We start from the raw sequence: 24804 nt of genomic DNA on the forward strand, positions 1-24804 counted from the left end.
GCCAGGCGCTTGAGCACCACGGCCACCACCGCCTCGCCCGGCACCAGGCCATTGGCGCGGCGGTCGAAGGCGTAGCTGCGCCCGTCGGGCGACAGCATGCCGGCCTGGCCCAGGCCGATGAAGATGTCCGGCGCCAGCAGCAGATTCACCGCCGCCGCAATGGCCGTATCGTGCTCGCCGAGCCGCAGGCCGGCGCAGGCTTGATGGACTGCCACGAGGCCGGACGAACAGGCGGTGTTGATCGCCATCACCGGGCCGCTCAGATTGAGCGTGTAGGCCAGCCGCGCGGCGAGAATCCCGTCGTGGTTCGAGGTGACGTTGCCCGCGCCGCGTTCCAGCAGTTGCTGGTAATCGCCCTGCTCGACGCCCACGTACATGCCGACGCGGCTGCGGCCCAGCCGCGCGCCGCCCAGCGCCGCATCCTCCAGCGCGCCCCAGGCTTCCTGCAGCAGCAGGCGCTGGCGCGGGTCCATCGTCTGGGCGTCGCGCGGCGACACCTCGAAGAACAAGGGGTCGAACTCGTCGACACCGGGCACCGCGCCGAGCCACTTGCCGTTGGTCTTGCCCGCTTCCCTGGCAGGATCGCCGAAGATCGTCTCCCAGTCGAAGCGATCGGCGGGAATTTCCTGCACCACGTCGCGGCCATCCTTGAGGATCTGCCACAGTTCGTCCACCGTGCGGGCGCCGGGAAAGCGTCCGCTCATGCCGATGATGGCGATCGGTTCAAGATCCTGCGCCGGCGCATGGGCCGGCGATGCGGCATTGCCGCCGGCAAGCAGGAAGTCGGCCCAGCCGTCGTCGGCCGCCGCCGGCTCGCCCCAGTGGTAACAGGCCGCCACGGCGGCGCGCTGATGCGCCGCCAGATGGGCGGCGATCCGGTTCAGGCTTTGCTGGGAGAAGAACAGGTCGGGGGTGACGCCGATGCCATACAGCTCATTGACGGCGGCGGCGAGCTGGGTCAGGCTGATCGAATCAAAACCGAACTGCGTCAAGTCTTCGTCGGCATCGACGCGCGAACGCTCCAGTTTCAACAGTTCGCCAGCCTTGGTCTTCAGATCCCAGACGATGCATGCTTCGAGGCCCAGGCCCTTGAGTTCGGTGCGCACGGCGTGCCGGCCCGGCGCCCGAACGGCGCCCCCTTGCGCGGGCATCAACAGCTGCGCGAGGCGCTCGCACGCGCCCGCCATCACAACCGGAGCGCAACAGCCCGCGCCCAGCAGCTCGGCGAACAGGGCCACGCCCTCGTCCGACGCCAGCGCGCGCTGACCGCTCGCCTCCAGATAGCGCTCGGCATGTCCGTCCGATTGCCGCATGCCGCCCTCGGCCCAGACCGGCCAGGCGATCGCCACCGAACGGCCGCGCCCCCGGCGCAGCCGCGCGTGCGCCAGCAGGAAGCGGTTGGCCACGGCGTAATCGCAGGAGCCGAAATCCCCGAGCAGCGCCGCCACCGACGAGAAATGGCAGAAGAAGTCGAGCGGCTGGTCCTCCGTGACCCGTTCGAGCACGACCGCGCCGGCCACCTTGGCGGCCAGTACGCCGGCCTGTTGTTGCGCATCGGCTTCGGCGATGCCGCCGTGATTGATCCTGCCGGCCGCGTGGATCACGCCGTGCAAGCCGCCGAAGCGCGCCTGCGCCTCGGCCACCACCGTGCGCATCGCCGCTTCATCGGCGACGTCGGCCGCCAGATAGAGCGCCTCGCCGCCCAGCGCTTGCAATTGCTCCAGCTCGGCCTGGCGGGCCGCGTCCAGCTGCCCCGTGCCGGTCAGGACCAGGCGCGCCCCATGGGTCGAAGCGAGGTAACGGCTGATCAACAGGCCGATGCGGCCGAGGCCGCCCGTGACGAGATAGGTGCCGCCGTGCCGCAGCACACCCGCGCCGGCCTGGCGGGCCAGCGGCCGCACCACGGCAAGCTGGCGCCGCCCGCCGGCATACAGAACGCTGCGCGCGCCGCCATGGCAAAGCTCCGCCCAGATTTGTTCGAGATCGGCCTGGCCCACGCCGATAACGCAACGCACCTGCAGGCCGGGCAAGGTGTGCCGGCCCAGCGTGCGCTCAAAGCCGCCCCAGGATTCCAGCAGCGCCTGCTGGTGCTCGTCCATCGCGCAGCCGGCCAGCAACAGCGTCCGGCACGTCGCGGGCAGCCGGCCCAGCAAGCGGAAAATTGGCCCGCTGTCTGCAATGAAAGCCGGCTCCCGCACCGGCCACAGATACAGCACGGCATCGGCGCCGCGCGCCGCCAGTTCGCCGATCTCGGACGGGTCCACCGTCTCGACCGGCAGTGCCTGCCCGGCCCACTGCCCAGCCGCTTGCGGATGCGTGGCGAACAGCAGTTGCGTCGCCGGCGAACGCTCGGCGGCGATGCGCGCCACGGCGACCTGCTGCCCGGGCGACGACACCAGACACAGCACCGTACGCGGCGCATCCCCCCCGCCGGCCGGCAAGGGCTGCACCTGCCAGCTTTCCTCGAATACCGAGGCCGCGTCCGCCGCAACAGGCGCGAGCGCCGGCAGCGGCGCCGTGAACTCCGTTGGCACCCAGTAGTGCTCCCTGGCGAACGGATAGGTCGGCAGGCTGATACGCCGCGGCGCTTGGCGCCGCCCGGCATACAGCGGCGTCCAGTCGACGCGGGCGCCCTGCACCCACAGCCCGGCCAGCGCGGCCAGCATTTGCGGCGCCGCCGCGCCGGCCGCCCGCAGCAGCGCGTCTGCCTCGTCGGAGCGGGCCTCGCCATCGCGCGTGGCCGCGCCGGCGAACACATGGCCGGCGCTGGCGCCGCCGGCGAAGGCCGCCAGGCCGTCGCGCAATTCATCCAGGTTCGCCGCCAGCACCGCGAGGCGGGCGCGCATCGGCTCGCGCCCCAGTTGCAGCGTATAGGCGATGCGGACCAGATCGGCCGGCATATGGCGGCCTTGCCGCAGCGCGTCCAGCAACTGCGCCGCATACACGTGCAGGCGCGCCTCGTCCCGGGCCGACAACAGCACCAACACCGGCGCCGTGGCGTCGCCCTCGTCGGGCTGCGCTGTCGCCGGCAGATACTCTTGAACGATCAGGTGGGCGTTGGAACCGCCGGCGCCGAAGGAGGAGATGCCGGCGGCACGCGGCAGCTCGCGGCACTCGCCCCCGACCGACACGCCCGGCCGCGCCCAGGCTTGCAGCGACTGCGGCACCGTGAAGGGCGTCTGCGCGAAGTCGATGCGCGGGTTCAAGCGCGCGCTGTGCAGGCTGGGCGCCAGCTGGCCCGCCTGCATCTGCAGCAGCACCTTGGTCAGACCGGCGATGCCGGCGGCGCTTTCCGCATGCCCGATATTACCTTTCACCGATCCGATCGCGCACGAGCCCGCCCCGGCGTGGTCGCTGCCGAAGGCCAGACTGAGGCCGGCAATCTCGATCGGATCGCCGAGCGAGGTGCCGGTGCCGTGCGCCTCGATGTAGCTGATGTCGCGCGCGCTCATGCCGGCCCGGCGCAGCGCGGCCTGGATCACCTCGGCATGGGCGGCGGGGTCCGGCACCGTGTAGCCGTTGGTGCGGCCGCCATGGTTGATGGCACTGCCGCGAATGACCCCGTAAATGTGGTCGCCGTCCGCCACCGCCTGGTCCAGCGGCTTGAGCAGCACCGCCCCCACCCCCTCGGCGGGAACGAAACCGTCGCCGCCGTCGCCGAAGCTGCGGCAGCGGCCGTCGCTGGACGACATATTCATCAGCGCGTGCGAGGCGTATTTGCTCGGATGCAGGGACAGATTGACCCCGCCGGCGATAGCCCAGGCGCAGTCGCCCGAACGGATCGCTTCCGCCGCCAGGTGCAGCGCCGTCAGCGAGGATGAACACATGGTGTCCACGGCCAGGCTGGGGCCTTTCAGGTCCAGGGCATACGAGACGCGGTTGGCGATGGCCGAGAACGAGCCGCTGAACGACAAGGACTCGCCCAGGCTCGGATACAGCTGGTACTCGCCGTACATCACGCCGACGAACACCCCGACCCGGCTCTGGCAGGCGCGGCGCATCGCCGCGCGGCTATAACCGGCGTCCTCCACCGCATGCCAGGCGGTCTGCAGGAACAGGCGAACCTGCGGGTCGATCAACTCCGCCTCGCGCGGGGACATATTGAAGAACAGCGGGTCGAAGGCCGCCACGTCGGACAGGAAACCGCCCCACTTGCTGCCGTTCTGTGCGGACTGATCCCAGCGCCCGGCGGGAATTTCGTCGATGCAGTCGACGCCGCCGGCCAGCTTGGCCCAGAACTCGGCAAGCGACTCGGCCTGCGGATAACGGCCGCTGAGGCCGACAATGGCGATCGGCATCTGGCTATCGCCGGCGCCGGCCGGCGCCGGCGCGGCGGCGGCACGATCGGCCGCGCCGCGCCGGCTGTGGCTGTGCGCCAGCCGCGCCGCCGCCTCGCCCAGGCTGCGGCATTCGAAGAACAGGGTTTTCGGCACCGGACCAAAGCGCTGCTCCAGCTGGACGTTCAGGGCTTCGATCATCATCGAGTTCAGGCCGAGCGCCTCCAGCGGCGCGTCGATTTCGATGCCGGACTCGGCGATTTCAGTCTCGGCCGCGACCAGGCGCAGCAGCTGCCGGCCTATGTCCTGCAGCAGCAGCGGATCGGCCGGATCGGCCGGCTTGCCCGCATGGGCGCCGCTGCGGCCGATCCAGTGCCGGACGCGCTCGAACGGATAAGTCGGCAGCGACAGGCGCCGGCGCGCGTCCGCACCGGCGGCAAGCCAGTCGACCTGCTCGCCGGCCACCCAGGCACGGGCCAACGCCGCCGCGTCCGTCGCGGCGCAACGCGTCTGCTGCGTCCCCGACACGCGAGCGCGCTGGAGCGAGAAGCCCGCTCCCTGCCGCACCGCGTCGTCGCTTAACCAGGCCGCCAAGGCGCGCCGCAGGCCGGCCGTGTCATCGGCGACGATGGCCAGCCGCTCGGCCAGGCTGGCGCGCCCCGTTTGCAGCGTGAACGCCAGGTCGGCAAGGCAGACTTCCGTGTCTCCGGCAAGATGCGCGTGCAGGCGTTGCGCCAGCTCGCGCAGCCGCGCGGGATTGGCCGCGCTGAGCGGGACCAGGCGCGGCTGCGCGGCCGCCACGGCATCGGCTTCGGCTTCGGCTTCGGCTTCGACCTCGGCCTCGGCCAGCACCAGTTGCCCGCCCGAACCGCCCGCGCCCTGCACGTTGATCAAGGCGATGCGCGGCGCGCCGTCGACGTGCCAGCCCTGCGCCGTCCGCACGATGGCCAGCCGGCCGCTGTCGAGGTCGACCAGCGGACTGGCCGGCTCGCTGTGCAGGGTCGGCAGCAGGGTGTGCCGGCGGAACTGCGCGATGACCTTGAATAGCTGCGACATCAGCGACGCCGACTCAAGATGGCCGACGTTGGCCTTGACGCTGCCGACCAGACAAGGCGACTGCCGCTGCGACGTGCCGAAGACAGCCTGCAGGGCCGCCATTTCGGCGGCATCGGCCAGGCTCGCGCCCGGCGCCGCCGCCTCGACGTAGCTGACCTGTTCCGGCCGCACGCCCGCGTGCTCCAGCGCCTGCCGCATGCCGCGCTCCTGCTGCCCGGCATGCGGGGCGCCGTAACGCTGCGTGTGGCCGCTGTGGCCGATCGCGCTGCCCAGCAGCGTGGCGTGGACGTGGTCGCCGTCGCGCCGGGCTTGCGGCAGCGGTTTCAGCAGCACCGCGCCGACGCCCTCGCCGAGCACCCAGCCGCTGGCATCGGCCGAGAACGGACGGCAAACGCCATCCTTGGCGAGATAGTCGATCTCGGACAACAATCTGGCGTGATAGGCGTGGCCGATCAGGTTGACCCCGGCCACCAGCGCCACGTCGCACTCGCCGCGCCGCAGGCTCTCGCAGGCAAGGTGCAGCGCCGTCATCGCCGACGAACACGAGGTATTGATCGCCACGCTAGGCCCGGTGAAGTCGAACATGTGCGAGATGCGATTGGCCAGCGAGGCGTGGTGCGAGGTTTCGCCCACCCCGCCATCGGCCTGCCACGCCTCGACGCCGTGGCTTTGATAGTCGTTCCACATCGCCCCGACGAAGACGCCGGCGCGGCTTCCCTGGCTGCGCAAGGTCGCGGCGCTGTAGCCGGCCTCTTCGAGCGTCTCCCAGGCCGTTTCCAGCAGCAGCCGCTCCTGCGGGTCCAGGCGCCGCGCCTCGGCCGGCGCGATATTGAAGAGCAGGCTGTCGAAGCAATCGATGTCCGCCACATAGCCGCCCGGCGGCATGCGCTCGGCCGTCAGACCCTGGCGCGTCAGCAAAGCGGCGCGGCCTTCGGGCAGCGACGTGACGGCGCTGACGCCGTCGCGCAGACGGTCCGCGTACTCGTCCAGCGAAGCGGCGCCCGGCATGCGGCCGGCCATGCCGATGATCGCGATGCCCTCCTCGCCGCTAGCCGGCGCGGCGGCACGGCCGGCGTCGCCGGCCTGCAGCAGCCGCGGGCGCAAGCCCGGGAAGGACTCGATGTGCGCGCCGCCGACCAGGCTGTGCAAGGGCTCGCAGCCCGCCGGCAGGCCGAACGCGTCGGCGATGCGATCGAACAGCAAGCCGCCAATGGGGCACAGGCCGAGGCCGAAGTCGGCCTGGTAGCGCATCATCGCCTGGCCGAAGGCGCCCGCTTCGAGCATGCCCAGGTGCGTCGCCTGCTCGTCCTCCAGGCCGGCCGGCCGGGCGGCCGGCGGCACCAGCAGGATCACGAAGGCCGCCGCCTTGAAATGCTGGCGGTTATACGGCGTGTAGGCCAGCGCCATGCGCTCGGCCGGCAGCTCGGCGCTCCAGCTCAACAGGTGCCGCACGCCGTCGTAGACGTAGACACCTTCCGCCAGGCCCTGCACGCCGCCTTCGCGCACCCACAGATACACCTGCTGCGGCGTCAATTCCAGCGGATTCGGATGCAGCGCGAGCGCGCGCCCCTGGCTGTCGCGCTGCCGGGCCAGGCTGAGCAGCCCGCCCAGCGACGCCAGCGACACCGGGCCGGCGGCGAACTGCCGCTGGCTGGCGCGCAAGCGGTGTTCGGCCCAGTCGAAGGACGGGCCTGCCAACGGCACGCGGCGGGCATCCTCCGGCATGCGCCGCAAATGCCGCTGCTCGGCGCGGATGTCGCCCGCTTCGGTCTTGCTGGCCAGCACGCTGCCCCATTCCAGGGCATGGACGCCGTGGCGGAGCCGCCGCTCGGGCCGGCCGGCGGCGTCTCGCGCCGCCGCGGGCAAGCTTGCGCCGGCGGCGAGGCGGGCCGCCAGCGGGCCGCGCGCCGGCAGCTTGCCGCCGGTAAGGGCCAGCAGGCAACTCACGAGCTGTTCGTCGTCGCCCAAACCCAGCCGGGCGTGCAGGCTGTCGGCGTCGAAACCGGCCACAGGCTCGGCCTGGATGCCGGCGGCCGAGCGGGGATCGCGCAGCAGTTGCTGCATATAGCCGGCTTCGACGCTGAGCAGCATCGCGCTGGCCGCACCGTACAAAGGCGCGATGGCCGCCATCGCGGCGACGAAGAACACGGCAACGCCGGCATGGCCGCACAGCGCCTCGTCGTAGGCGCTGAAGTTCGCCGCCGCCAGGATGGCGGACTCGGCGCCATCGGGCGCGCCCGCGTCGACCAGCGCGTGGCGCACCGGGTCGTAGTAGAAGACGCCGGCCGGCAAGTCCCGGACGGCGCCCCGCCGCAGCACCACATAGGTGCGCACGGCATTCAGGCCGCCGCTGGACGGGTAAAGGTATTTCACCGCATCGTGAGCGGCATCGCCGCCGGGCACACCGGCGCGCAGCAGGCCCAGCCAGGCGCCGACATGCCCGGCCTCCATCGTTACCGGCGCCGCCGGCCGCCCCGCGCTGGCCCAGGCTTGCAAGGAGGGTTCCGGCAACGCCAGGGTCTGCGGGCCGCGCGGCAATGGTGCGGCCGGATGCGCGCCGGCCGGCGCCGGCTTGACCTGTGAGGACAGGTGGCCGGCAATGCCATTCAGCGTGGGCGTGTTGAGCAGCGCGTCCACCGACACGCTGACGCCGTAGGAGCTACGCAGCTCCTGGGCGATCTTCACCAGCGTCAGCGAGGTCGCCCCCAGGTCGAACAGGTCGTCGTCGGGACCGATCGCTGCGCGCCGCAGCAAGCCGCCAACCAGGCGCTGCAGGTCCGCCAGCGCCGGCCCGGCCGGCGGCACGCCGGGCGAGGCCGCCGCCAGCGGCGGCGCTTCCTGAACCGCCGCCGCTGGCGCGACGGCCGCGCCGACATGGCCGAGCAGATGGCGCAGCGTGGGACCGTTCAGCAGCACGTCGACGGCCACGGTCGCCCCGCTCAGCTCGCGCACGGCGCGCACGATACGCATCAGCGTCAGCGAGGTGGCGCCGAGGTCGAACAGATCCGCGTCGTCGTCCACCCTGTCGGCGCCCAGCAAGCCTTGCACGATGCCGCGCAGTTGCTCCAGCAGGTCGGCGGGCGGCGCCACGGCTTGCGCCTGGCGCGACGGCGCTGCCGGCAGCGGCCAGGGCAAGGCGCCCCGGTCGAGCTTGCCGTGCGCGCTGACCGGCAGCGCCGGCAGGACATGGACGTGGCTGGGCACCATATATTCGGGCAGGTATTCGGCCAGGAAACGACGGATAGGCTGCGCATTGCCCGCCAGCTCGGCGCCGTCGGCGGCTTCCAGATACGCCACCAGCCGGGCGTCGCCCTCGGCCTCGCCGCGCACCGCCACCGCCGCCTCCTTCACGCCCGGATAGCGCCGCAGCGTGGCCTCGATCTCGCCCAGTTCCAGGCGCTGGCCATGCAGTTTCACCTGGAAGTCGATGCGGCCCAGGTACTCCAGATTACCGTCGGGCAGTTCGCGCACCCGGTCGCCGGTACGGTACAGGCGCGCATCCGGCCGCTCGGGATCGGCGACGAAGCTGTGTTCGGTCAGGTCCGGCCGCTTCAGGTAACCGCGCGCCAGCGCCACGCCGCCGATATAGAGTTCGCCCTCCTCGCCGGCGGCCACCGCGCGGCGCTGCGTGTCGAGCACCTTCAGCTGCACATTGGCGATGGCGCGGCCGATCGGCACTTTGTTGTCGGGACGCGCCGCGCACGTCCAATGGCTGACGTCCACCGCCGCTTCGGTGGGGCCGTACAGATTGTGCAGCCGCGCCGGCAGCACCTGGAAAAAACGCTGCATGAGCGGCAGCGTCAGCGCTTCGCCGCTGACGAAGACGTCGCGCAAATCGGCGCAGGCGGCCGCCGCCGGCTCGTCCAGGAAGAAGCGCAGCATCGACGGCACGAAGTGGCACATGGCGATGCGCTGATCGCGCAGGAGCGTCGCCAGATAGTGGCTGTCCTTATGGCCGCCCGGGGCCGCCATCACCACGGTGGCGCCGACCAGCAGCGGCCAGAACAGCTCCCACACGGAGACGTCGAAGGTGATCGGCGTCTTCTGCAGCACCCGCTCGCGGGCCAGCAGGCCGTAGCGCTCCTGCATCCAGATCAGGCGGTTGGCGATGGCGCCGTGCGGCAGCATGCAGCCCTTGGGCTTGCCGGTGGAGCCGGACGTGTACAAGACGTAGGCCAGATCGGCCGGCGACGAGCGCGGCGCGACCGGCGTCGCCGGATAGCCGTCCAGGAAGTCCGCCTCGCTGTCCAGGCACAGCACCGTGTCGACCCCGCCCTGGCCCGTCCACAATGCGGCGTGCGTCTGCTGCGTCAGCACCACCGACACTTCGGCATCCTCGGCCATGAAGGCGCGGCGCGCCTGCGGCAGCCCGGCGTCGAGCGGCAGATAGGCGCCGCCCGCCTTCAGGATCGCCAGCAAGGCCACCATCAGATGCACGCTGCGGTCGAGCGTGACGCCGACAATCACGTCCGGTCCGACGCCCATTTCGCGCAAGAAGTGCGCGCAGCGGTTGGCTCTTGCCTCCAGCTCGGCGTAACTGAGCGCCTGCCGCGCATCCCAGACGGCCTCCAGCTCGGGCGTGCGGGCGGCCTGCGCCTCGATCAACTCATGCAGGCAATGCTCCCAAGGCGCCTTACCAACAACCCATTTTCCCGCACCGGATACGTCGTTCATGTCGCGAACCTTCTATCATCTATTAGTGTGAATCGAATTGTTGCCGGCGGGCGGAAGGCGCGGCGGCCGGGCTGCTCTCGCGCCAGGCCGCCGCGTCGTCCGCCACGCTTTCAAGCATCTGCAAATAAGCCTGGAACATTGCCTCGATCAGCGGCGCCGGATACATCGCCGGCACATAATCCCAGGCGCAATGCAGGCTGCCATCCCGTTCGGCGCTGATGTTGTCGAGGTGTACGCCCGGTGTCTTGCTCTGCGCCACGGTCACCGACCAGCTTCCTTCAGCCGGCAGCACTACGCCCGGCATCTCGCTGGTAAACACCACGGGGAACTGCAGCGGCTGCGCCGGCTGCCGCAAGGCGCGCCGGCGCAGGGCCGCCAGGCCGCTGACGGGGCGCTGAGCCAGGTCGGCGCGCAACTGCGCGGCGACATCGAGCACGCGTTCCCGGAACGGCCTCGGCACGCCGTCATGGACGACCCAGGCCAGGGCGGTGAAATCGCCGACGACCTGGTTCACGTCGGCATGCACCGGCAAGCGGTCCCAGTTCGGCACGACCACCGTGAGCGGCGCCCGGTCGCTCCATGCCGACAGCGTCTCCAGATAGGCGGCCAGCAGCACCACGCTGGGCGTCACACCCAGCGCCTGCGCGCGGCCGCGCAAGGCCGGCCAGCCGGACAACAGACCTTCGACGCGGGCATGGGCCAGCGGCCCGCCATGCGGTGCGCCGGCAACGGCTGCGGACAGGCGCGGAGCGCCCGGCAATTCGGCAAATTTGGCGTTCCAGTAAGCCAGGCTGTCGCGCTGGGCCTGGCTGCCCTTGAAGTCCTGCACCGCCATCTGATAGTCGTGGAAGGTCAATGCCGGCACGCCAAGCGGACGCTGCGGATACTGGTAAGCGGCCAGCAGCTCGTTGAGCACCAGCACGATGCTGCTGCCGTCGGCGATCAGCATGTCCAAGGTGACGTGGAGACGGCAGCTTGACGCAGACAGCCGCGACACGCGGATTTCAAAGAAGGGCCAGCCGTCCAGCGGCGCATTGCGCTCGACCATCTGCCGCCGGGTGAGGTCGAGCGCGCGTTCGCGGGCCGGCGCGCCGAGGGCGCTCAAGTCGGCGCTGCGGATTGTATAGGATGGCGGCGTTTGCGGCAGGCGCTGCGTACCGTCCGCGCCGACCACCACGCGCAGCATCGGGTGCCGCTCCATCAGCGCCGCCCAGGCCCGCGACAGCCGATCGAGATCCAGGTCCGGACTTTCTATTTCCTGGTAATACTGGCAGCTCAGCCCGTCGCCGGACTGCGCCGCCCGTCCGAAAGCATAGGCATGTTGCTGGTCGCTGAGTGGAAACGGCGCGGCGCCGGCGTCGGGCCGGCTGCGCACGGTCAAGCCGCGCGCGCCGTCCTGTGCCGCTCCCGGAGCCGCCGCGCCGTCGAACGGCGCCCGGTCCCAGTTGCGCCGGCCGGCGGCCAGCTCGTCCAGGCAGCGCCCGTAGGCGTCGAACATCCGCGCCACCAGCCCTTCGGCGTAGTGGCCCTCCGCCACGTCCCAGCTGAGCTGCAGTGCGCCGTCCTGGTCCAGCACCTGGTGGTCGAGAAACACCTGCGGCGTCTGGTTCAGCGTGTAGGAAATCGGCCAGTCCTGCGCCGTCTCCTCGGCCGGCGCCGAGGCGCTGTTCAGCATCGAGGTGAACACGACCGGAAAGGTGGCGCCGGCCGGAACCAGCTTGCGCACTTTCAGTTCGCGCAGCACGCGCACGCCGCTGACCCGCATGTGGTCCAGGTCTTGCCACAGCGCTTGCTGGTAGGCCAGCGCCAGCTCGTCGAGGCTGGCGCCGGACCGGGCCTCGGCGACGAAGAAGGCGGTGGAAATCGCCGGGCCGACGATGTCGGGAATTTGCGGATGCAGCGGCAGGCGATTGGCGTAGGTCAGCACCAGCGTGAAGCGCGGGTTCGCGGTCCAGGCACGCAGCAGTTCGCTGAACAGGGTGAGCAGCAGTACGGTCAACGAGACGCCCGCGGACTGCGCCTTCTCTTCAAGCGCCGCGCGCTGCCCTTGCGACAGGCGATGCAGCAGCCGGGTGCGCCGCCCCGCTGCGGCGGCCGGTCCGGCGTGCAGGGGCAGCGCCGGACCGGCCGGCAGCCCGTCCAGGCGTTCCGTCCAATAGGCCAGGTCGGCGGCGGCGCCCGGTTTGTCTTCCTGCGCCTTGAGCGCAAAGACATAGTCGCGGAACGTCGCCTCCAGCGGCGCGGGCCGCCGCTCCGGCTCGCGGCAGGCCCGCGCCCATTCGCGCATCAGCTGGTAAGCGGATGGCCCATCGGCGATCAATTCATCGATGCCGAAGTGAAGTAACTGGCGCTGGCCGTCGTGGAGCGAGACACGGATGTCGAAGCGCGGCCAGGCGGCGACGTCGGGGGCCTGCCGCTGCATCCGCTCGCGCAACGCGGCATGGCTTTCGGCGCGTCCACGGGCGTCCATCCGGCGCCAGTCGGCCACCCGGATGCGATAGGCGGGGACATGCTCAAGGATACGCTGGCGGCCGTCCGCGTCGATGACCGCCCGCAGCATGGCGTGGCGCGCAACCAGGCGCTCCCAACTCTCCGACAGGGCGTCCAGCGCCACGCCGCTCCCGAGCTCCAGTTCGAAGTAAATATAGGCGCCGTCGAGCGGCGCGCCGAGCGCGCGGCCCACGTAGAACGCTTCCTGAACGTCGGTGAGGGGAAACGGCTGGTAGCACTCTTCTGGTCGGGACAGCAACTGCGGCGCCTCGACCGCGCCGTCCGCCTGCGGCGCGGCGCCGCCGCGCGCAAGCGGCCCCACCAGCGCCTCGACCGACGAGGCCAATTGCGCGGCCGTCTGGCGCGTGTCGGCCAGCGTGGCGACCGGAATGTCGCGGCCGAAGCTTCTGTCGAGCAGATGTTTCAGCGTGACGGCATGGATCGAGTTGAAGCCCAGCTCACGCAGGGTTTGCGACGACGCCAGCCCATCCGGCGCCAGACCCAGCACCTGGCCCAGCCTGGCCAGCACGGCTGCGCCGGCGCCGGCCGCATCCGGCGGCGCGGCCGGCGCTGCGTCCGGCGCGGCGTCGGCAACGGCCGCGCCGCCTTCCGCCAGCAGCGGTATCCAGTGACGCTGCCGGGCAAACGGATAGGTCGGCAACGCAACCCGGCGCGCGGCGACATGCGCGTCCAGCCGTTCCCAGGGTATGGCGCCGCCCTGGGTCCAATACAGCGCCAAGCCGTCGAGATCGCACCGGGCGACCAGTTGCTCCAGCACGGCGTCGGCCACGCCGCCGCTCAGCAGGCGGGCCACGGCCTCGGGCAGCGCATCCACGTCGGCGTGGTGCAGCGCCGGCGCGTCCGGCCCGGCGGGCGGGCCGCCATGCGCGACGAAGGCCCGCAGTCCCGCCAGCAGGCCATCGCGGTCGGCCGCAACCCAGGCCAGCCGCATGCGCATCGCCTGCCGCGCCGTCTGCAAGGTGCCGGCGATGTCTTCCAGCGCGAGTCCGGCATGGTCTTCGACGTGGCGGAGCAGCCGCTCCGCCTGCGCCAGCAACTGCGGCGGCGTCAGGGCCGACAGGACGACGATCTGCGGCCCGTCCGGCGGCGGGGCCGGGACCACGGCGGCCGCCGCGACATACTCCTCGACCACCATGCTGACGTAGCTTCCGCCCGCGCCGAAGGAATTGATCAGCGCGCGCCGCGGCGGCGGGCTGGCGCCTTCGCCTTCGGCGCGCGGCATTTCCCAGTCCGCCAGTTCGGTCTGCAGGCGGAATGGACTGCGCGCGAAGTCGATGTGCGGATTCGGCGGCGACGCCAGAATGGTCGGCACCAGTGTGCGATGCTGCAACTGGAACAGCACCTTGGTAAGCTGGGAGATGCCGGAAGCCGCCTCGGCGTGGCCGATGTTGGACTTGACGGAGCCGATCGGCACGCGCGCGGCCGCCTCCTCCCGGCGCTGGGCGAACACCTTTTGCAGGGCCAGCACCTCGATGGCGTCACCCATGGCCCCGCCATTGGCGGCCGCCTCGACATAGCCGATGGCGTCGGCGCCGAGGCCGGCCTGCGCCAGGGCGGCGGCCATCACCCCCGCCTGCGCCTGCAGATTCGGCTGCATGTAACCGCTGCTGTGGCCGCTGTGGCGGGTCGCCGTGCCCTTGATGACGGCCAGGATGGCGTCGCCGTCCCGCTGTGCGTCCGCCAGCGGCTTCAGCAACACCGCCCCCGCCCCCTCGGCCGGCAGGTAGCCGTCGCCGTCGCTGAAGCTGCGCGAGGCCGCGTGGCTGCCCAGCAGTTGCCATTGGCTCAAGCCGACATACTTATACGGGTGGATCGACAGATTGACGCCGCCGGCGACGGCGACCGCGCACTCGCCGCTGGCCAGGGCCTGGCAGGCCATATGAATGGCCATCGCCGACGACGAGCACATGGTGTCGAGCGCCACGCTCGGCCCCTCGAAGCCGAAGTAAGACGATACGCGGTTGGCGATCGCGCTGAAGGACGTGATCTGCATGGCCGGATTGAAGTCCGTTTCCGGGTACGACGAACGGTACTGCTGGTACATCGAGCCGACGTACAGGCCGACGCCGCCCTGATGGCGGGTCCGCAGGCTGTCGGCCGTGTAGGCGCCACGCTCCAGCAGTTCCCAGGTAAGTTCCAGGAAAATCCGGCACTGCGGGTCGAGCGCGGCGGCATCCCGCGGCGCGATGTTGAACAGCGGCGCGTCGAACTGGTCGACGGCGTCGATGAAGCCGCCCCACTTGCAGTAACTCTTGCCCGGCACGCCCTTGCGGGGATCGAAATAACTGGCGTGGTCCCAGCGCTGCGGCGGCACGTCGACGACACAATCGCGCCCCGCGCGCAAATTGGCCCAGAACGCCGACAGGTCGACCGCCTGCGGATAACGGCCGCTGACGGCGATGACCGCGATCCCGGCCGCCGCCGGCGCGCCGGCCGGAGCCGAAACCGGCGCCGGGGCCGGCATCGGCACGGCGAGGCCGGCGGACGCCGTGGCCGCCAACGCCACGGCCGGCGCCCCCGCCCCCAGCAGGCCGGCCAGCCGCCCGGCGTGGTGGGCGGCAAAGTAGCCGGCCAGCGCATCCACGGTGGCATATTCAAAAAACAGCGTCTTCGGCAAGGCCCCAAGGCTCTTCTCAAACTCGTCGACGAGTTCCGTCATCATGATCGAGTCTATGCCGTAGCGCTCGACCGGCGCGGCTGCGCTGATCCGCGCCACCGGCAGCTTCAGGCGCCGCGCCAGCACTTCGCTGACCCAATGGCGGGCGCGGTCGCGCAAGCCGTCGGCAAGCGCCGCATGCGGCAACGGCGTGGCGGCACTCGGCAAGGCCGGCGCCGACGTGAGCGAGGCCTGGCCCGGCGCGCGCAGCAGGCTGTGCGCCAGTTGCGCCGCTTCGCCGTGCAGCACCAGCCACTGCGCGCCGTCGCCGGCCAGCAAGGTGCGCAGCGCCAGCAGCGCCGGCGCGGTTGGCAGCGGCGCCATGCCGGTGCTGCGCCGCATGCGCTGCAGCGTCGCCGCGTCGACTTGCATGCCGCCGTCGGCCCACAGCGGCCAGTTCACCGACAGGGTCCGGCCGGTCGCCTGGCCCTGCCGCACCCGCGCGGCCCGCTGGCGCATATAGCCATCCATGAAGGCGTTGGCCACGGCATAGTCGGCCTGCCCGACGTTGCCGAACACGGCGGCGACCGAGGAAAAGGCGACGAAATAGTCCAGCGGCTGCGCGCGGGTCGCCTCGTCCAGCACCTGCAGGGCCCGCGCCTTGGGCAGCAGCACCTCCTGCAGTTCCTCTATACTTTTATGCAACAGAAAACCGTCGCGCAATACCCCGGCGCTATGCACGACACCCGTGAGTACGCCGTGGTGGGCGGCAAGGTGCCGCATCAGCCCCTGTACGGCGGCCGCATCGCTGACGTCGACGGCGCGGTAGTCGACGCGCGCGCCCGACTGGCGCAGGGCCAGCAGGCGCGCATCGTCGTCGGCTACCGCGCGCCGGCCGGTCAGCACCAGCGTCACGTCCTTTGCCTGTCCGGCACAGGCCCGCGCCAACAGCATGCCCAGCCCTCCCAGGCCGCCGGTAATCAGGTACACGCCGCCGTCCCGCGCCAGGCGCACCCCCGGGTTGGTCGCGGTGTCGGCCAGGATGTGCTCCGGATCGAAGCCGAGCTCCACCGCGTGCAAGCCGCCCGGCCCCGACGCCAGCACCTGCACCCGCAGCCGCGGGCTCTCCTGGCTGGCCGTCTTCAGCAACGCTTCCAGGCCGCGCAGCACCTCGCCGTCGCCGTGCTGCTGCACCACCAGTTGCAGCAGCAGCGTGCCCGCCGCCGCGCCCGAGGCGACTTCCTGCGCCAGCAGCAACAACTGCTGCGCGTAGGCGCCGTAGCGCTCCGCCAGCGCGGCTGCCGGGTCGGCCTGCAGGCACCGGACGTCCGCGCCGTCCCAGTGGCTGCCGGCCTGCGCGCGCGCCGCCGCTTCGTCGACCTCGCACAGGACCACGACATGCCCCGCATGGCCGGTTCCGTCGCCAGACGCATGGGTTTGCACCCAGCGCGGCGCCGCCAGCAAGGTGCGCGGCGCCGGGGCGGCGGGCGCTGCCGCGCCGGCACGCTCACCCGGCAATTCACGGCAACTGAGGCCCGCCAGCCGGGCACATACGCGCCCCGCCTCATCGACCAGCGTCAGGTCCAGCTTGCGCACCGGGCCATCCGGGCCGGCGCTGCGCCGGACCACCACGGCCCCCCGCTGCGTCACGGCCGACCACACTTCCAGGCGCTCCAGCGCAAACGGCAACAAGGTCGCCTGCTGGTCCGGGCCGAACGTCACCGCCAGGCCGGCCTGGATCGCCGCATCGACGAGGCTCGGGTGCAGCAGGTAGGCGGGCTGCTCCGGCAACGCCGCCGGCAGCGCCAGCCGTGCCACGGCCAATTCGCCATCGGCGTCGCGGCCGGAGCGCAATGCCGTCAGGCCGCGGAATCCCGGTCCATAGCTGAGCCCCGAGCGCTCGAACGCGGCATAACGTTCCGCCACGTCCCAGTTCCGCTCGCAGCGCGCCTCCAGCGCCGCCACGTCGATGAAGCCGGCGGCCGACGGCGGCGGCGCCAGCGCGCGGCCGCGGCAGTACACCACCGGGTCGGCGTCGTCATGGCCGCTTGCGCCGCAAATCTCGTAGGCCAGCTCGCCGTCCTCCCCCGCGCGCAGCTTGACGTGCAGATCCAGGCCGTCGTCGCCGGCGGCCGCCGGGCGCAGGAACACCACGTCGCGCAGCTCGGCCCGCGTTGTCCCCGCAGCCGTATCCTGGGCGAACGCCAGCGCCGCCCGCGCCATCTCCAGGTGCGCCGCGGCGGGCAGTACCTTGCGTCCGCGCACCACATGATCCTGCAACTCGAAGCCGCGCGCATCGAGATGCGTGCTAAAGCGCAGTCCCGCCAGCGTCGAGGTATTGCGCTGCACCAGCGGATGCATGGCCGCCGGCCCGCCCGGCGTTGCCGCCGCAGCCGGCGGCACCCAGTGGCGCTCGCGGGCGAACGGATAGGTCGGCACGGCGATACGCGACGGCGCCGCCGCGCCATGCAGCGTCTGCCAATCCACGTCCGCCCCCTGCACCCATGCCAGGCAAGCCCGGCTCAGTTCCTGCCCGGTGGCGTGCTTTCTCAGGCCCACATGCAGCGGCGAAGCGGGCTCCGGCATCCCGGCCGCTTCCACCACGCCCTCGGTCGGCGCCTGGCCGGCGGCATAGGCGTCGAGCTGCGCCAGCAGGGTTTCGACCCGTGGGGCGAGGAAGACGACGCGCAAACGCATCGGCGTGCGCCCCACTTGCATGGTGTGGCAGAGCGCCGCGATGTCCGGGCGGGCCTTGCGGATGAAGGCGGCGACGTTGGCCGCATACTGCCGCAGTTGTTCCGGCGTCGCGGCCGAGAGCGGCAACAGCGCCGCCGCCGGCCCGGACGGCCGGCGCAAGGCCGGCGGCGCCTCTTCGAGCACCACATGGGCGTTCGTGCCGCCGGAGCCGAAACTGCTGACGCCCGCCAGCAGGGGGCCAGCCTGGTCGCCGGCATGCCAGGTCTGCGCCTGCTCGACGACAAACAGGCCGCTGCCGCCGAGATCGATCTCCGGATTGAGGCTGCGGAAATGGGCATTCGGGGGCAGCATCCGGTGCCGCATGCAGAGCACGACCTTCAACATGCCGGCCATGCCGGCGGCGGCTTCAAGATGGCCCAGATTGGTCTTCACCGATCCGACGCCGCACACCTGGGAGGCGCCGGCGGCTCCCGCCATGTGCCGGAGCGCCTCCTTGATGCCTTGCAGTTCCACCGGGTCGCCCAGCGGCGTGCCTGTGCCATGGGCTTCGATGTAGCTCAGCCGCTGCGGCCCCACGGCGGCATTCGCATAAGCCTGCACCAGCAGCTCGGCCTGGCGGATCGGATGCGGCACGGTCAGGCCGCCGGCGCGCCCGCCATGGTTGACCGCGCCGCCGCGCAGCAAGGCGTAGACGTGGTCGCCGTCGCGGCGGGCCTGCGCCAGCGGCTTGAGCAGCATCGCCACGGCCCCCTCGGACCTGACGTAGCCGTCCGCGCCGGCGTCGAAGGTGCGGCACAAGCCGCTTTTCGACAACATGCCGGCCTTATAGTAGGCAAGCGTCGTCGCCGGGTCGGCCATGACGTTGATGCCGGCCACCAGGGCCTGCGTGCAGGTGCCGTCGCGCAGGGCCTGCAACGCCTGGTTGACCGCCACCAGCGAACTCGAACACGCGGTGTCGATCTGCAGACTCGGCCCCTGGAAGTCGAAGAAGTACGAGATGCGATTCGCCAGGATGGCCATCGACTTGGCCAAGCCATACTGCGCCGCGACCTCCGGCTGCTGCTGCAGCAGATGCTGGTAGTCGGAGCCGCTGGCGCCGACATACACGCCGGTGGCGCCGCCGGCCAGCTGGCTGGCCTGGTAGCCGGCATCCTCGATGCACTGCCAGGCCAGTTCCAGCAGGATGCGCTGCTGCGGGTCCATCAGCTCCGCCTCGCGCGGCGACAGGCGGAAGAACTCCGCGTCGAAATGGCCGACGTCGCGCATCACGCCGCAGCGGTCGATGCCCTGGTGCGTCGAGGCCGGATCAACCGCCCCGGGCCAGCGCCAACGATCCTGCGGCAGCGTGCCGATCGCGTCGCGTCCCTCGATCAGCAGCGACCACAGCGCGTCGAGGTCATGGATGTCGCCGGGCAGCCGCAAGGCGACGCCGACGATGGCAACCGCTTCGTGGCCGTCGCCGGGGACGGCGGCGCTCCGCGACGGCGCCGCCGGCTTGTCGTCGCGGCGCTGGCCAAGCCGCGCGGCCAGTTCCCGCACCACCTTGGCGCAGGTATTGAATTCAAAGAAAAAGGCGCTGCCGAGCTTGCATGCATAGCGGTGCGACAGTGCCTCGGTCAGTTGCAGCAGGTCGGCGGAATCGAGCCCCATCTCGATCAGCGGCCGGGAAGCGGCAAAGCTGTCCGGCTCGGGCAGCAAGGCGCCGATCAGCGCCGCGACGTCGCGTTCGATGGCCGCCGGCTCCATCCGCTCGGCGCCGCCGGCCTCCGCCTGCCCGGCGATGGCGACCTCGTTGCGGGCGCGATGGCGGATGTCGTAAGCAACCAGCACGCCGTTGCCCAGATTGATGCCGTCCTTGGGCCGGTAGCGCGGCACCAGTTGCTCGATGCGCGCGCCGTGCAGTTCGTGGAAACGCAGCACCGAATCGACCAGGCTGCCCCGCTCGTTGCGCAGCCGCAGGTAACTGGCCGCGTCGACGTCGGGATGCTGCGGATAATCCTTGCAGCGGGTGACCGCCAGCACGCTGCGCACGCCGTCCATCACCGCGCAGCGGTGCAGCATAAACTCCAGCAACTGGTCGCCGAGGCTGCGGTTTTGCAGCTCCGGCTGCACGTTGACGGCCAGCAGCTGGACGATGAGGCCGTCGGGCGCATGGCGCCGGATGGCCGTGGCCGCCGTGGCCGACACCACGTCTTCGCGGGTTCTGATGCGCTGCGAATACATGGCCCCGCCCAGCCGTCCGCCGATGTCCAATGCCATCTGCCCGCCCGGATGGCGCCGCATTCGCTCGCGCAGCGTCGCTTTGCCGGCGGCCAGCTCGCTGCCCCAGCAAAGCTGCTCCAGCGCCAGCAGCTCGGGCAGGTCGGCCGCGCGGGCGGGACGAATCCGGTAGTCGCGCGGCTCAAAACGATGCAAGCTCCAACGGGCCAAGGGCAACGTGGCCGGCCGGCTGACGCCGGCGCCGGCCACGGGAAAGAGGCCGCAGCCGGCGGCCGCCATCAGCCAATCGTCGGCGCTGCGCAATTGCTGCTGCTCGCATGCCTGCAGGATATCCAGGTAGTGGTCGAAGGCGGCCGTGGCAGCGTCATGGGGCAGCGCGACCACGTGCTGCTCGCGCCCGTGTTCCTCGATCAGCACACAGCCATGCGGCGAGGCCACGGCGGCCCATCCGGCCAGCACGCGGGCGGGGTCGATATCCGCCCCGTCGTCCAGCATGCGGCGGCCCGGCAGGTTCACCAGATGCAGCCCCTGGTCGGCCGCGCCGGCCTGCGGCGCGCGGCGCAGCGTCTGCAGCAGCGCTTCAGGATTCAGGCAGTCGCCCTCCAGGACCCGGATGGCGACGCCATGCGCGGCCAGGGGAGACTGGTCATGTTCACCGCCCTCCCGCGCCGTTTGCACGGCAAGCATGTCCAGCGGATGCGCGTCGAGCAGCCGGCCGCGCCGGGTGCGGGTGCGGATCGCCGCCGCCAGCCGCTCGATCCGTTCCTGGCCGCCCAGATGCCAGCAGGCCAGGTACTTCGGCTGCACCGACACCGGCAGTTGATCGAACACCTCCAGCACGCAGCGTTCGATCTCCGGCCACATGCTGTCGATGCGCGGATCGTCAAGCTTGGGGGCGTCGTTCAAGGAAGGCGCTTGCGCCAAGGCGGCATCCACCGCCAGGACCTGCCCCAGCCTGGCCAGCAAGGGCGCGTGGCGCAGCAGCAAGGACGCGTCCGCCGTCGCGCGCCACCCCTGCTCGCCCGCGGCTGTCGCCGCCAGGCCGGCCGCGCCGCGCTCCACCCAGCGCAGTTCGGCAAAAAACGCTTCCAGTTCCCGGGCGGGTCCGGACGGCAGCCGCTGCAGCACCTCGACCAGGCCGTCCTGCGCAACACTGGACGCGGCGTGGCGCATCCCGTGCACCAGGGGCACCAGCAGCAGGCCGTCGATCAGCCCGGCAAATGCGCCATCGCGCACGTCCCAGCGGCGCCGGCACAGGTCCAGACATTGACTGAGCAACACGGTCTGCTCCGCCTCGGCTTGCAGCAGCTCGCGGAATGCTGTCGTTGGCAGCCGCAGAGCCTGGGCTGGCAGCGCCTGGACCGAGGCCGTGGCGGCCGTCAGGCGCCAGCGGCCCGCATCGCAGGCCTCGGCCCAGCCGATCGACTCCAGCACGCGCAGGGCCTGCGCCAAGCCCTCCGGGCGCAGCCGCAGTTTCGCCGCCAGCGCGTCGCCGGCAAAACGCTTGCCCGGCTGCATGCGGGTGAATAAGCCTGCCGACCGGCAAACCTCGATCACGGGCACGGCAACGAAACCCTTGATGTGTGCCGCCAGCTCTGCGGCCATGCTCAGCCCGGCCATCGTCATGAGTGCACCGCCATGGATTTTTCGACCTCGCCCGCCAGTTTGCTGAGCACCTGCCCGGGTCCCATCTCGACGAAGTCCGACTGGCCCGCCCGGATTAGCCAGGAAAGCGATTCATTCCACAGCACCGGGCGGGCGATCTGGGCGGCCAGGAACGGCCGGATGACCTTGGACGGATCGCCGGCCGGATAGGGGCGGCCAGTCAGGTTCGCCACGACCGGCACGCGCAAGGGCTGGAAGGTGAAGTCCTCCAGGAATACGGAAAATTGCTCCGCCGCGTCGGCCATGTAGCGGGAATGGAAGGCGGCACTGACCTGCAAGGGCACATACAGCCGCGCCCCCGCGTCGGTGAAATGGCTGCCGGCCCGCTGGATATCCGCGCTTGGGCCGGAAATCACCACTTGCGTCGGGGAATTGAAATTGGCGACGTCGATGGAGGACAAGCCATGCTCGCCGAGCACGCGGGCGACCTGGCCGGCCGACAATCCGAGCACGGCCGCCATGCCGCCTTGCCGCGCCTGCGCCATCAACTCGCCGCGCCGCTTGACGAGCCGAAGGCCGTCGAGCAGCCCGAACGCCCCCGCGGCCAGCAGCGCCGTGTATTCGCCGAGGCTGTGTCCGGCCAGGTAGGCTGGACGCCGTCCGGCGGCCGTGGCCTTGAAGTAATGCAGGGCGTTGACGACATACAGGCAGGTCTGCGTGTACTGCGTCTGCTGCAAGAGATTGTCGCGGTTATGCAGGCACAGTTCCCGCAGCGAGTAGCCGAGGATGTCGTTGATGTCGTCTTCCGCGTCGACGAATTGGCTGACGCTGTCGAACAACTCCCGCCCCATACCCTGGACCTGGGAGCCTTGACCCGGAAATACAAAGACCGACATATCGAATCCTCGAATACGCACCTCTGCTCGATCAGGCGGCCATTCTTCCGCTCCTAAGTCGACAGTTGATGGGGGGCTGAGATACTTGCCACAACAAAAGATGCCAAGTTTGCATACCACTGCACAAGGAGCAGACGATCAGAAGCTATCACCGCCCCGCCGAACTATTGCTTTTCCGCAAACAATCAGCGGACGCATTATTATGTACGATACATTAAGTAATTGCTATGATGTATAAAAAAATATTTTAAATCGTGCAATTAAAAGAAATGCCGGTATGAAAGCTGCCAAGCCTTGCGCAAAGGCGACACGCCGTAATCGCTGAGCAAGCCGCCGCTATGCCCCTGCCATTGCAGGGCGACTTCATCGCGCGTCCAGCGATAGCGCAGCTCCGCCCAGGAGAGGCGGCTGCCGTCGTCGCCATTGCGGCGGACCATCGCCGTCAGGTCGAGATGGCTGACCAGCAAGTCCTGCCAGCTGGCATAGAAGAACGCCGAACGGCGGGTCGGCATGTCCTGCGCCGATTGCGCAAACTCGCGATACCTGACGTAAGCCGGCAAGGACAGCGCCGGCAAGGCATCCCACTGCGCCTTGTCCAGGCCGGCGCCGTTGTATTGGTATTCAAAGGTCAGCGACAGCTTGTGGCTGGTGGTGTAGGTGAGGCCGGCCGCGGCGCGGTTGCGGAATGGCCCGGCGCCCTCCTGCCCCAAAGCCTGGGCCAGCAGCGTGGGACTGCGCCCGCCCGACCACTCGACATAGGCCACCGTGGCGTCATTGACCAGCTTGGTCAGGTTCATGCCCAACTGCGCCGGGGCGCCCTGCTCCTTGTACAGCAACCACTGCGGATTGATATCTTCGCTGAGCCGCTTGCTGAAGATCAGCATGCCGCGGCCGCGGCGATTGGTCGCCCCCCAGTCGGGGTCGAAAGCCGAGGAGCTGGGCTGCCCGCCCAGCGCCGGGGAATACAGCGCCGTCAGCGAGGCGCCTTCCCACAACGCCTGGCCGCGCAGCATCACGCTGCCCTGGCGATCCCTCTTGATGCTGGCCGGATCGACCGACACCGGCGCGCGCACCGCCCCCTTGCGGAAGAAATCGGTCGGGTTGTAGCCGATGGCGACGCCCGAATACTGGTTCACGCGGCCGACATCGACGATGATGTCGTTGCGCGGCTGCCAACTGAGGTAGGCTTCCTTCAGCGTATTGACGTGCTTGCGCCTATCCCGGCGCGGCTGCCAGTCGACGTCGAGCCGGTCGGCCAGCACGGCGCGCAGGCCGGGCGCCAGCGTGGCGTCGACCTGCAGGTCGAGCGACAGGCGCTGGGCGGCGCGGCCCGCCTCGGCGAGCGAGGCGTCGCGCAGCACCGAATGCCCGGCCGCCGCCTCGGCGAACAGGCGCCAGGCCCGCGGGCTCTCGGCCGCCTGCGGCGCGCTGCCGGGCAGCGACAGGGCCGCCGCATCCATATCCTGTCCCCACGCCGCGCCGGCCAGCAGCGTCAACGCCAGAGTGCAAGCTGCGCGCACGGCTATTGCGGCTTGAAGCGGGGCAGATAGTCGCGCTGCAACCACACTTCCGGCACATCCCGCTCCACCCAGTTGGCGAACCGCAGCACCGTCACCCATTGCGGATCGAGCCCGTCGATGATGACGGTTTCGGTCGGCCGCTCGGCGCCCAACTGCTTTTCGTACTGGCGGTAATAGGCGGTTTTCAGCAGGCGATTGCTTTCGCTGTAGAAGCGGGCCTTGATCGGGCGATTGTTGGCCGTATCGATCCACGTCTCGATGTGGTGGTAGGTGACGTCCGGCTTGATCGCCTCAAGCGCCAGCTTGTAGCAATTGCGCTTCTGCCGGTCGCCGTCCACCACCTCCTCCTCGCCCACCAGCGTGGCGCGATAGTCCCTGGCGAGATTGAAGGTCACGACGTCGCCGTTGGCCGCCTGGCCAAGCAGGCGCTGCTGCGGTGAAATCCGGATGCTGGCCTTGTTGGCCGGATCGTAGAACCACAGATCGTTGCCCGCCTTCAGCATCAACTTGTTGGCGTCGCGCACCGGGGCGACGAAGCGGATCAGGCTGCGGAACTGGCCGCTCTCCTTGTCCGTCTTCGAGTACACGCCGAGCGTCGTGACGTCGGTCTGCTTGCCGTTGCGGTACTCGGTCAAGGTCGTCGTCAAACCGAATGGATGCTCGGGATTACGAATGGCATCGCTGGCCGCGAGAATTTCCTGCGCGCCCGGTTTGGCGAACGCCATCCCCGCGCCGAATCCCAACACCGCAAA

At 70.5% G+C, this 24804-nt stretch carries 5 protein-coding genes (1 of these 5 cut by a window edge); all 5 read right to left on the bottom strand.

From position 1 onward, the window contains the following. A protein-coding gene (locus tag OIK44_RS12565; RefSeq protein WP_273671098.1) for an amino acid adenylation domain-containing protein crosses the window boundary here: on the bottom strand, positions 1-10007 show its 5' portion. 20137 nt of this gene lie to the left of the window's left edge; only the first 10007 of its 30144 coding nucleotides appear in the window; its start codon is at positions 10005-10007; its stop codon lies off the left edge, out of view. A gap of 22 nt (positions 10008-10029) precedes the next feature. Further along, positions 10030-21657 carry an SDR family NAD(P)-dependent oxidoreductase gene (locus tag OIK44_RS12570; RefSeq protein ID WP_273671099.1) on the bottom strand — a complete coding sequence of 3876 codons (11628 nt, stop codon included), beginning with the start codon at positions 21655-21657 and terminating at the stop codon, positions 10030-10032. Then, positions 21654-22532, bottom strand: a complete 879-nt coding sequence (gene fabD, locus OIK44_RS12575; protein ID WP_273671100.1) for an ACP S-malonyltransferase — start codon at positions 22530-22532, stop codon at positions 21654-21656. Before fabD ends, OIK44_RS12570 begins: the two co-directional genes overlap by 4 nt. A 260-nt stretch (positions 22533-22792) precedes the next feature. After that, a complete protein-coding gene (locus OIK44_RS12580) occupies positions 22793-24052 on the bottom strand; it encodes a hypothetical protein (protein WP_273671101.1) in 1260 nt (419 codons plus the stop codon). Between the two features lie 2 nt (positions 24053-24054). After that, a complete protein-coding gene (locus tag OIK44_RS12585) occupies positions 24055-24777 on the bottom strand; it encodes an outer membrane lipoprotein-sorting protein (RefSeq protein ID WP_273671102.1) in 723 nt (240 codons plus the stop codon). Positions 24778-24804: the final 27 nt, after the last annotated feature.

The organism is Janthinobacterium fluminis, from assembly GCF_028595325.1.
Classification (GTDB): domain Bacteria; phylum Pseudomonadota; class Gammaproteobacteria; order Burkholderiales; family Burkholderiaceae_D; genus Janthinobacterium; species Janthinobacterium fluminis.